Origin of the sequence: Parabacteroides sp. 20_3, assembly GCF_964238835.1 — a bacterium.
Classification (GTDB): domain Bacteria; phylum Bacteroidota; class Bacteroidia; order Bacteroidales; family Tannerellaceae; genus Parabacteroides; species Parabacteroides distasonis.
On record NZ_CAXSNO010000001.1, the window covers coordinates 388954 to 400824 of the forward strand.

At 48.9% G+C, this 11871-nt stretch carries 9 protein-coding genes; 6 read left to right on the plus strand and 3 right to left on the minus strand.

Translation table 11 applies throughout. From position 1 onward, the window contains the following. Nucleotides 1–8: 8 nt before the first annotated feature. The gene (locus ACESPU_RS01655; RefSeq protein WP_005868245.1) at nucleotides 9–782 is read left to right on the plus strand and encodes a prephenate dehydrogenase/arogenate dehydrogenase family protein; all 774 of its coding nucleotides are present in this window, start codon (nucleotides 9–11) and stop codon (nucleotides 780–782) included. 22 nt (nucleotides 783–804) lie between these two features. On the opposite strand, the gene ACESPU_RS01660 is transcribed toward ACESPU_RS01655, so the two are convergent. Continuing rightward, nucleotides 805–2184 carry an MATE family efflux transporter gene (locus ACESPU_RS01660; protein WP_034527476.1) on the minus strand — a complete coding sequence of 460 codons (1380 nt, stop codon included), beginning with the start codon at nucleotides 2182–2184 and terminating at the stop codon, nucleotides 805–807. Between the two features lie 85 nt (nucleotides 2185–2269). Next, nucleotides 2270–2833, minus strand: coding sequence for a Crp/Fnr family transcriptional regulator (locus ACESPU_RS01665; RefSeq protein WP_010182830.1), 564 nt, complete (start codon nucleotides 2831–2833; stop codon nucleotides 2270–2272). Between the two features lie 319 nt (nucleotides 2834–3152). On the opposite strand from ACESPU_RS01665, the gene ACESPU_RS01670 reads away from it, so the two are divergent. After that, the gene (locus tag ACESPU_RS01670; RefSeq protein ID WP_211737665.1) at nucleotides 3153–4499 is read left to right on the plus strand and encodes an MATE family efflux transporter; all 1347 of its coding nucleotides are present in this window, start codon (nucleotides 3153–3155) and stop codon (nucleotides 4497–4499) included. A gap of 5 nt (nucleotides 4500–4504) precedes the next feature. Here ACESPU_RS01670 and ACESPU_RS01675 read toward each other — a convergent pair whose 3' ends face one another. Next, entirely contained in the window at nucleotides 4505–5902 is a 1398-nt protein-coding gene (locus ACESPU_RS01675) for an MFS transporter (protein WP_008771902.1), read from the minus strand. An 86-nt stretch (nucleotides 5903–5988) separates the two neighbouring features. Here ACESPU_RS01675 and ACESPU_RS01680 point away from each other — a divergent pair, with 86 nt between their 5' ends. The 4 genes from ACESPU_RS01680 (at nucleotide 5989) to ACESPU_RS01695 (ending at nucleotide 11865) form a co-directional block, all read left to right on the plus strand. Continuing rightward, a complete protein-coding gene (locus ACESPU_RS01680) occupies nucleotides 5989–7338 on the plus strand; it encodes a sigma-54 dependent transcriptional regulator (RefSeq protein WP_057327114.1) in 1350 nt (449 codons plus the stop codon). After that, nucleotides 7328–8647 (plus strand): PAS domain-containing sensor histidine kinase, encoded by a 1320-nt coding sequence (locus ACESPU_RS01685; RefSeq protein WP_005856335.1) that lies wholly within the window; start codon nucleotides 7328–7330, stop codon nucleotides 8645–8647. Before ACESPU_RS01680 ends, ACESPU_RS01685 begins: the two co-directional genes overlap by 11 nt. A gap of 172 nt (nucleotides 8648–8819) precedes the next feature. Beyond that, a complete protein-coding gene (locus ACESPU_RS01690; RefSeq protein ID WP_008780456.1) occupies nucleotides 8820–10073 on the plus strand; it encodes an Nramp family divalent metal transporter in 1254 nt (417 codons plus the stop codon). A 52-nt stretch (nucleotides 10074–10125) separates the two neighbouring features. Next, on the plus strand, nucleotides 10126–11865 hold the full coding sequence (locus ACESPU_RS01695; RefSeq protein ID WP_008778287.1) for a glutamine--tRNA ligase/YqeY domain fusion protein: 1740 nt from the start codon (nucleotides 10126–10128) through the stop codon (nucleotides 11863–11865). The last annotated feature ends 6 nt before the right edge of the window (nucleotides 11866–11871 follow it).

Genomic DNA, 11871 nt, shown 5'->3' on the forward strand with positions numbered 1-11871 from the left:
TTTATAAGATGAAAATATTGATTTTAGGCGCAGGAAAGATGGGTTCTTTCTTCACCGACCTGCTTAGTTTTGATCATGAGGTAGCCGTATTGGAGAAAGATCCGAAACGTATGCGTTTTATCTATAACGCCCTTCGCCTACAAAACCCGGAAGAGGTTAAGGATTTTAATCCCGAGTTGGTCATCAACTGCGTGACGTTAAGTTACACGATAGAGGCTTTCAAGGCCGTAATGCCTTACTTGCAACCGTATTGCATTATTTCCGATATCGCTTCCGTGAAGACTTATTTAAAGGAGTTTTATGAGACATGCGGTTTCCCGTATGTCTCCACTCACCCGATGTTCGGACCGACATTCGCTAATCTGGGACAACTGGAGAAAGAGAATACGATTATTATCTCCGAGGGCGATCATCTGGGCAAGATCTTCTTCAAGGATATTTATTCCAGCCTCCGCCTGCATATCTGCGAATACACGTTCGAGGAGCACGATAAAGTGGTAGCCTACTCACTAGGTATCCCTTTCGCCTCCACTATGGTATTTGCCGCTACGATGAAGCATCAGGATGCTCCGGGTACCACTTTCAAACGCCATATGAAAATCGCCCGCGGCCTTCTGTCCGAGGACGATTATCTATTGACCGAGATCCTTTTCAACCCCCGTACCCCTCGCCAAATCGAACGGATACAAGAGGAATTGCATATCTTGCAAGAAATCATCAAGGATAAGGATTCCGAGAAGATGAAAGAGTATCTGACGAAGATACGGAAGAATATCGAATAAGAAATTAAGAGGGTTGTGCTGATTAATTTTTCAGCACGGCCTCTTTTAAAAGTTCTCTCCTTACCAACATAAAGGAGATAAATAACGTACACAACTCCGCCACCGGTACATTATACCAAATACTTTGGATGCCGAATAAAGAAGGATAAACGATAATACCAAAGGTTACGAATACCAAGCTACGCAGCATAGAGATAACAACCGACAGCTTAGCGTTGCCGATAGCCGTGAAATAACTGGAGGCCAATATATTCAGCCCACTCATCAAGAAGGTGAAGCAATAAATCGTTATGCCGTAATTAGCGATCGCCAAAGCGTCCAAAGCCTCTCCTCCCTTAAAGAAAAAGGACGTGATCTGTTGCCCGAAAAAGAATAAGATGGCGAATAACGTTATACCTATCATAAAATTAACACGCCCTGCTAATCTCAGCACTTTCTCGATCCGGTCCAATCTTCCTGCCCCGAAATTATAACTGATAATCGGTATAATTCCATCGGATATCCCTAAAAATACCGTGGTGGCGATAAACAGGATATAGTTAATCGCCGTAAAGGCGGCGACTCCATCCTCTCCTAAATATCGCATCATCGTTATATTGAACAAAAAAATCGTGATTCCGGCAGATAGCTCGGATATTCCTTCCGAAGAGCCATTGTATAACGCATTCCAGACCAAAGGCCAACGGAAACGTCCTCTTTGTACCGCTACGACTTGCCCTCGCTGGAACATCCGGGGAATATTGAACAGCGCTCCCAAGGTAAAGGCCAAGCCTGTAGCCAATCCCGCCCCCTTAATCCCTAAACCCATTACCGGGATAAACAAAAGATCCAGACCGATATTAATCAACACCGTACTTCCCATTACGATCATGGCATAAAGCGGATGCCCCATCGCCTTAATCATATAATCTCCTAAGAACATCAATGATAATAAAGGGAAAAACGGGACAAGGGAACGAATATAGTCCACGGCTCCCGTAACCAATACGTCATTCGCACCTAACATACGGGCGATATCTCCGGCGAATATATAAATCAACCCGCTAATCAAAACGGATATTCCTCCAAGAAACAAGAACGAAGTAGTTATAGCGTTATTCGCCTCTTGCCGATCCGAACGTCCGAGGTTTATACCGATCAAGGTCTGACACCCTACTCCTATCACGATAGACAAAGCCGTCATCAAACTATAGCAAGGTAAGATCAGATTCACGCTGGCCAAAGCGTTCGCCCCGACAAACCGCCCTAATATCACACCATCGATCACCGACTGAATCCCAAGGAATAATAGGCCGGCTACTCCCGGTATCGTATATTTCAGAAATAGTCTTGAAATCTTTTGGGTTAGTAAACCACGCTCCAACTCTTGGCGATGGATCGCCTTTTCTCCACTCATTTTCATATTATCCACTTCACGTTTTTAACGATGCGAAGGTATGGCTATTGAAAACAAGAAAAATTACCCTATGATAAATAATGACTTTTCCCTATTTTTTTACGGAAGCACGGATACGGCTCAATGACTGTGGAGTTATCTGTAAATAGGAGGCGATATGTTTCAAGGGTAGTTTCAAGATCAAGTCCGGGCGGGTTTTCAGCAATGACTCATATTGTTCACGAGCTTCCATCCAGCTATCGTTTATAAAATAGTTCTCATATTCCCGAAGATAGTAATCTTGTATTTTCAATCCCCAATTGGCCAACTCAAGGGAGCTCCGGCATAGGTAATCCAATTTCGTTTTCGGTATTCTCAATAATGTCGTATTCTCCACCATTTGAACATTATAGGCGGAGATATCCCGATAAACAAAATTGATCACCTCGCTATCCGAGGCAAACCATAACGAGATATCTTTCCCCTCACGCTCCACGAAAGCCCGGACCAATCCGGTTTTCACGAACCAAACAAACGGATCTCTTTCTCCCTCCCGGATCGATAATTCTCCCTTAGCAAAAGAAACCTCTTTCATTTCTTCCAACAGCTGCCCCACGATCTCATCTGATAAAGGAGACACCTGCCTTAATTGTTCTACGAACTGATCCATAATCATTCATTTATCTTATAACCGTAAAGATATAAAAAAAGTACGATCCCAAAAACAAAGGTAATTTTGAAGGTTTGCGGATTCCAGTGATTTTACGTAATTTTGCACCGCTAAATCTAAGAAGAGGTATGAGCTGTAAATTCGAATATTATTTTTTTACGACTAAAAGCATCTTGTTCGTCCATTGGACTACGAGAGGTTCTACTGTATCCGCACCCTATTCCTTCTAATTTATCTTTACATTTTCATTTAGAACAACTCTATCGTATATCCGGCATATACGATCAAGGATTTTTACACCATCATTAATAACAGAACAATACATATGTACAATAGAATAGCGGGTTACAAACTATATTATAAATCCTTAGTAATGCTAGGGGTACCTATCATCATTGGACAATTGGGGGCTATCATCACCGGATTGGCAGACACCATCATGGTGGGACAACACAGTACGGAGGAACTAGCGGCGGCATCGTTCGTCAATAATGTAATAAACGCATTTATCATAATGGGAACCGGATTCTCCTATAATCTTACCCCGCTGATCGGACAGAATTTAGCGATGAATAAAAAGATCGTGATCGGAGGCTGGCTCAAAAACAGTCTGGTTGCCAATATGACTACCACCTTATTATTGATAGCCGTCTTACTGGGGATTTACCTAAACCTAGACTCTTTAGGCCAACCCGAAGAACTCTTGCCATTGATAAGACCTTATTTCGCGGTCTCATTAGTCTCGATCCTATTCGTAATGCTTTATAATTCATTCCGTCAATTCGTGGAAGGCATAGCCAACCCATCCATATCCATGTGGGTCCTATTGACAGGGAATCTGCTGAATATCATCGGCAACTATATCCTCATTTACGGAAAATGCGGAATGCCGGAACTCGGACTGCTCGGGGCAGGTATAAGCACCTTTATCTCGCGTATCATCATGCTATTGCTTTTCATCGCCGTATTCATGCTGCGAACCGACTATAAGCCTTACCGGAAAGGTTTCACCCATATTCGTATCAATAAGCAGAGTTGGAGAAGGCTGAATTCCATAGGCTGGCCGATCAGTTTGCAACAAGGCTTGGAAGCGGGAACATTCTGCGTCACCGCCATCATGGTGGGTTGGCTGGGTAGCCTTGAGCTTGCCGCCCATCAAATAGCCATAACCATATCAACGATCAGTTTTACCATCTATTTAGGTCTTGGAGCCGCCGTAGCGATTCGTACCAGTTATTATAAAGGGGCGAACGACTGGTATATGGTGCGTAAGATCACCATTGCCGGGCTTCATCTGGGGCTTATTGTCGTTTGTATTGTCTGTACCTCCTTATTCATGACCCAATCCGGGCTTGGATTAATATTTACGGATAATCTTCATGTCAACGCAATCGTGAAGACACTACTCCCCATATTGATGCTCTATCAAATAGGCGACAGCGCACAAATCATTTTAGCGAACTCCTTACGAGGGCTAGCCGACGTGAAAGCGATTATGTGGATCTCGTTTCTCGCTTATTTCATCATAGCCATACCTGCCGGATATCTATTGGGATTCACGTTCCATTGGGGTATCGCCGGGATTTGGATGGCTTACCCATTAGGCTTCTTATGCTCCGTATGCCTGCTGGGATACCGGGCGAAAATGCAGGTAAAATCGCATCTCGCCTAATCCGATCAAGCCTTACGATTGATCCGGGAGAAACTAATAACCGCCCCGATCAAGGCCAACACACTTCCCAGCCATAACGCCGCGGGCATGCTATGGCCGGGAAATAACTTAAACATCAAGGCTACCAGCGAAGCCCCGCAAGTTTGTCCCAGCAAACGGGCCGTACCCAACATGCCACTAGCCCCTCCACTCCTACTTTCCGGAGCGGCCCCGATCATGAGGCTATTGTTAGGAGTCTGGAACAACCCGAAGCCACAACCGCAAAGTGCCATGCGCCAGATAATATCCAGATCGGAAGGATGCGCCGGTAATTCCGCCAACGAGAACAACCCTCCCGAGAAGATAATCAACCCGATACCACTCAAGACCCCGGCATTCATTTTCTCCGACAAGATCCCGGCCAAAGGGGCGCACACCATTGTCGCCAAAGGCCAAGGAGTCAATAATAAGCCGGTCGCCACCTCATCGCGTCCCAGTACCCGCTGCAAGAAAAACGGGAAAGAGACCATAGCCAGCATCTGAGCGATGAAAGAAAACACAGACGTAATGATAGAAAGGGTAAAAAGAGGAATACGCAGCAAGTCTATCGGCAATAATGGATAGGCCTGCCGTTCCTCTCTCCGGACATAGAAATACCCACAGAACAATACGATAACAATCGCCGCTATTATCAATGAGATATGTACATCATGCGTGAACGCCTCGATAATCGCTATCACCAAACCGAATGTCAGCGCATTCATGAGTGCCGCCGTAACATCAAACTTACGTCCGACAGCCTTCACCGGATTTTGCGGCAAGAACTTAAAGCTCAATATCAAAGCGGTAATACCTATCGGGATATTTATAGCGAACAACCAAGGCCAGTTCCCCACGGACAATATACCGGCGGCTATCGTAGGACCAGCGGCGGCCGATACGGATACCACCAAGGCATTAATCCCCATACCTCGCCCCAGAAAACGTTTGGGATAAATAATACGGATCAAGGCCGTATTCACGCTCGCTATGGCAGCGGCGCCAAAACCTTGTAGCGTACGGGCGATAATCAGCGTAAACAAGGAATCGGATAAAGCACAGGCCAAAGAGGTACAGCTAAATAACAGCAACCCGATCGTATACACCTTCCGATACCCCCAGATCTCTCCCATCGACGATAACGACAGCAAAGAAATCGTGATCGCCAACTGATAAGCGTTCACCACCCATATAGAAGCAGACGGACTCGTATGGAGATCGCCGGCAATCGTAGGTAAAGCCACGTTTGCGATCGCCCCATCCAACACCGACACGGTAACACCAAGCCCAATCGCTAGGATCGCCCAATAACGGCTAGGGATTGGCAAGCCATCCGGGATATTCCCTCCCGTCTGACCATTTATATTCGTTATTTCTTTATCCATACGGTATATGAAACAGAAATAGGATGTATCTGGTTTAGGAAGTATCGACCAGATCGAGTATCTTTGCCCGTATAAATGGACATGACATGGCAAAACAAGGCACTATACTAGTTGTGGATGATAATAAAGGTATCCTGACCGCCGTACAAATGCTGTTAGGAACTTGCTTCGAGAAGGTTATCACCATCTCTACCCCGAACAAGATAAAAAACACGCTGCACGACGAGAACGTGGATGTCGTATTGCTCGACATGAATTTCAGCGCCGGTATAAACAGCGGCAATGAGGGGCTGTTCTGGCTCTCCGAGATCAAGAAGGCTTATCCCTCGATACAAGTCGTTCTCTTTACCGCCTACGCCGACATCGATCTGGCGGTACGAGGAATCAAGGAAGGAGCCACCGATTTCGTGGTAAAGCCTTGGGACAACGCTAAATTATTGGAAACCTTGCAAGCCGCTTATCAAATCCGCTCGGCCAATCATAAAGGCGGTGTCGGCAACAAGCAGTTGGTATCCAAGGAAAGCGGTATGTTCTGGGGAGACAGCAATGCCATGCAGCAACTACGGATGCTGATAGAGAAAGTAGCCAAGACAGACGCCAATCTATTAATCACGGGAGAGAACGGAACCGGTAAGGAAATGCTGGCCCGGGAAATACACCTGCTATCCCCCCGCAAGGATGAAGCCATGGTACCGGTGGATATGGGCGCGATCACGGAGACGCTGTTCGAGAGCGAGTTATTCGGCCACGTAAAAGGGGCCTTCACCGACGCCCGGACGGATCGCCCCGGTAAGTTCGAGGTAGCGAACAACGGAAGCTTGTTCCTCGACGAGATCGGGAACCTATCTTATCATTTGCAAGCCAAATTACTGACCGCCTTGCAACGCCGGAGCATCGTACGGGTAGGTAGCAATACCCCGATCCCCATCAATATCCGCCTGATCTGCGCCACGAACCGGGACTTGCAGGAGATGGTACAGAAAGAGCAATTCCGCGAGGACTTGCTGTATCGTATCAATACGATACACGTAGAGATCCCGCCCTTGAGGGAGCGGCCGGAGGATATCGTACCGCTTACCGAGATATTCATCACGAAATATACCAATATCTACGGTAAAAAGCCCATGGCCCTCACCGACGACGCCAAGGAAAAGCTGAAAGCCCAACCTTGGCTGGGTAATATCCGCGAACTGGAACATACCGTGGAGAAAGCGATTATCATTGCCGATGGTGATACTTTAGATGGCAGCAATTTCGATTTCCCCCGTAAGCGGGAGGTGCCCGTCAAGAATGACATCACTACGCTCGAGGAAATGGAGTATACTATGATCAAGGCCGCCATGGATAAATTCGGCGGTAATCTCTCGCTCGTGGCGAACCAGTTGGGTATCTCACGGCAAACGCTTTATAATAAGATCAAGCGGTATGAACTTTAAAGGCATTTATTACAGCCTCACCTTCCGCCTCGCCCTCGCTATCGGGCTGACGGCGGCACTCACCTACCAGGCCTTGGAGAAAGAATGGGGATGGTTCCTGTTCTTAGGCATCGGATGGCTGGCTGCCTTGCGGGGCATCAGCCTTTTGTTCAAGCGGAATGCGCAAAAGGTAGCCTTCATGTTCGACGCGATCGACAATAGCGATTACGCTTTCAAGTACGCTACCCGGGGGCGCTCCTCCAACGACAAGCTGGTTAGCGACTCCTTAAACCGCATCACCCAAATACTTTTTCAAGCGAAAGCCGAGGCGATCCAGAAAGAGAAATATTACGAGTTGATCATGAACCAAGTGAATACGGGTATCATCGTAGAAGATGATAAGGGCAATATTTTCCAGACAAATAACGAGGCCTTGCGACTGCTGGGATTGACGGTCTTTACCCATGCCCGCCAGCTCGGACGTATCGACGAGAATCTAGAGCGCCTCATCAGCGACGTTCGTCCCGGCGAGAAACATCAGATCTCTTTTATCAACGAGCGGGGCACGGTACATCTCTCGGTCCGTGTCTCCGAGATGACGCTCCAAGAGAAACACGTCCGCATCATCGCGATCAATGATATCAACAGCGAGCTGGACGATAAGGAGATCGAGTCATGGATACGACTGACACGGGTCTTGACCCATGAGATCATGAACTCCGTCACCCCTATCACCTCCTTGAGCGACACCTTGCTTTCCCTCCACCAGAATGTCGACGAGGAGATACGGGGCGGCTTGGAGGTAATCAGCTCTACCGGGAAGAGCTTGATCGCGTTCGTCGAGTCGTACCGTAAGTTTACGCATATACCGACGCCTCAGCCCTCTTTATTCTACGTCAATAAGTTCGCCGAACGGCTCACGCGGTTGGCCCGCCACCACAATAACTACCCGAACATAACCATTCGTATCGACGTGGAACCGGAGGACTTGATCGTCTACGCCGACGAGAACCTGATCACGCAAGTAGTCTTGAACCTCTTGAAGAACGCCATGCAAGCGATCGGGCACGAGCAAGAAAACGGCCTTATCTTGTTCAAGGCGTATTGCGACCCCAACGAGGCCGTTATCCTAGAAGTGACGAACAACGGCCCCATCATCCCCCCCGAGGAAGCCGAGCATATATTCGTGCCGTTCTTCACCACGAAAGAAGGTGGAAGCGGTATCGGGCTGTCCATCTCACGACAGATCATGCGCCTGTCCGGCGGCAGCATCGCGTTGAGAAGCAACCCGGCCCAACGGCAGACTACCTTCGTGTTGACATTCCCGTAGCTCGTTTACCGTATCCGCATAAACGCGGACACGCGGCCGGGCAGCTACAAGAGGACAGCCGTACGGATACCCGCCATCGGCCGTACGAACGTATTTCCGGCCACCGTTGGGTAACAACGAAACTATTCGTATCTTTACACTGTTTTTTAAATTTAAAAGTATCTATACAAACATGAACTTACTAGACAAACTGAAGATCAACCACCGCCCCCGCTCCGGGGCATTGGATTTGCTAAAATATATCGGCCCCGGATTACTTGTCACCGTAGGCTTTATCGACCCCGGAAACTGGGCGACGAATCTCGCGGCAGGCTCCGAGTTTGGCTACGCCCTCCTGTGGGTCGTCACCTTCTCGTCCGTCATGCTGATCATTATCCAGCACAACGTGGCCCACCTCGGTATCGTGACCGGCCTCTGCCTCTCGGAGGCGACCAACAAATACATGCCCCGCGTGCTAAGCCGCCCGATCCTAGGATCGGCCATGCTCGCCAGCGTGTCCACCTCCCTCGCCGAGATACTCGGTGGAGCCATCGCCCTCCGGATGCTGTTCGGTATGCCGATCAAGGCGGGAGCGGTGATCGTCACCATCGTATGCCTCGCCATGCTATTTAGTAATACATATAGTAAGACCGAACGCTGGATCATCACGTTCGTGTCCATTATCGGGCTCTCGTTCCTATACGAGCTGGCGTTGGTCGACGTAGACTGGGGGCAGGCCGTGGTAGGCTGGGTGAAACCCACCTTCCCCGAGAACTCCATGCTGATCATCATGAGCGTACTGGGAGCCGTCGTGATGCCTCACAACCTGTTCCTGCACTCGGAGGTGATACAGAGCCGGGAATGGAACCTAGAAGACGAGTCGGTCATCAAGAAACAACTGAAGTACGAGTTCTACGACACGCTCCTGTCCATGGTGATCGGCTGGGCGATCAACTCGGCGATGATCATCTTGGCCGCCTCTACCTTCTTCAAGCAAAACATCGCCGTAGACGAGCTGGACCAAGCGCAACAGTTATTGGTACCCCTCGTAGGAAATAACGCCGGGGTGATTTTCGCCGCCGCCCTATTACTGGCGGGCATCTCCTCGACCATCACATCCGGTATCGCCGGGGCTTCCATCTTCGCCGGATTCTATGGCGAGGCGTACAATCATACCGACCTCCACTCAAAGCTGGGAGTCCTGCTATCGTTCGTCCCCGCCTTGGCCATCATATTCCTGATCGGCGATCCGTTCAAGGGATTGATCCTGTCGCAGATGTTGTTGAGCGTGCAATTGCCGATCACGGTCTTCACGCAAGTGTACCTCACTTCCAGCAAGAAGGTCATGGGTGTCTACGCGAACAGCCGCTCTACGACCATCATCCTCTTGCTGTTGGGAACGATGGTAACCGTCCTAAATATAGCCCTGCTCATCAGCCTATTTTAAAAAGAAATCGCTACCTTTGCCCCATTCGAAGAAAAACTATCAATTTTTAAGTATGAGCGATATCAATACAAACGAAGAAGAAGGCAAGAAGAACCTGAATTTCATTGAGGCAGCCGTAGAGAAAGATTTAGCGGAAGGCAAGAACGGAGGACGTGTACAAACCCGTTTCCCGCCCGAGCCCAACGGATACCTTCACATCGGCCATGCGAAGGCCATTTGCCTAGATTTCGGCATCGCTGAACGCCATGGCGGTATCTGCAACCTCCGTTTCGACGACACGAACCCGACGAAGGAGGATGAGGAATACGTGGAGGCGATCAAGGAGGATATCCAATGGCTGGGATATCAGTGGGGAAATATTTATTACGCGTCCGACTACTTCCAGCAATTGTGGGATTTCGCGATCCGCCTCATTGAGGAAGGTAAAGCATATATTGACGAGCAGACATCCGAACAAATAGCCCAGCAAAAGGGCACGCCTACACAACCGGGCATCGAGAGCCCGTATCGCAACCGTCCGATCGAGGAAAGCCTAGCTCTCTTCAAGAAGATGAACACGGGTGAGATAGCGGAAGGTGCCATGGTACTTCGCGCGAAGATCGACATGGCAAACCCGAACATGCACTTCCGCGATCCGATCATCTATCGGGTGGTTAACCATCCGCACCATCGTACGGGCACGACGTGGAAAGCGTATCCGATGTACGACTTCGCCCACGGACAGAGCGATTTCTTCGAGGGCGTGACGCATTCCTTGTGTACCTTGGAGTTTGTCGTACACCGTCCTCTGTATGATTTGTTTATCGACTGGCTGAAGGAAGGCGAGGACTTGAACGACAACCGCCCCCGACAGACTGAGTTCAACAAATTGAACCTAAGCTACACGCTGATGAGCAAGCGTAACCTGCTTACATTGGTAAAAGAGAACTTGGTAAACGGCTGGGATGACCCCCGTATGCCGACCATCTGCGGTTTCCGCCGCCGGGGTTACTCTCCGGAGTCTATCCGTAAGTTCATCGACAAGATCGGTTATACGACTTACGACGCCCTGAACGAGTTCGCCTTGCTGGAAAGCGCCGTACGCGAGGATCTGAATGCCCGCGCCATCCGTGTATCCGCCGTGATCAATCCGGTGAAACTGATTATCACCAACTATCCGGAAGGACAGGTGGAGGAGCTGGAAGCGATCAACAACCCGGAAGATCCGGAAGCCGGCAGCCATACGATCGAGTTCAGCCGTGAGTTGTGGATGGAACGTGAGGATTTCATGGAAGACGCTCCCAAGAAATATTTCCGGATGACACCGGGACAGGAAGTTCGTCTGAAGAACGCCTATATCGTAAAATGTACGGGCTGTAAGAAAGACGAGAACGGTGAGATTACCGAGGTATATTGCGAATACGATCCGAATACCCGCAGCGGTATGCCGGACGCTAACCGTAAAGTAAAAGGTACCTTGCACTGGGTAAGCTGCGCCCATTGCCAAAAAGCGGAAGTACGCTTATACGACCGCCTTTGGAAAGTGGAGAACCCTAGAGACGAATTGGCCGCTATCCGGGAGGAGAAGAATTGCTCCCCGCTAGAGGCGATGAAGGAAATCATCAACCCGAACTCCTTGGAGATCCGGAAAAACTGTTACGTAGAGAAGTTCGTGGCTACCTTGCCCAAGCTTTCCTACCTTCAATTCCAGCGTATCGGCTATTTCAACATAGATAGCGAATCCACCCCCGACAACTTGGTATTCAACCGTACCGTAGGACTAAAGGACACGTGGAGCAAGATTAATAAATAAAGAATA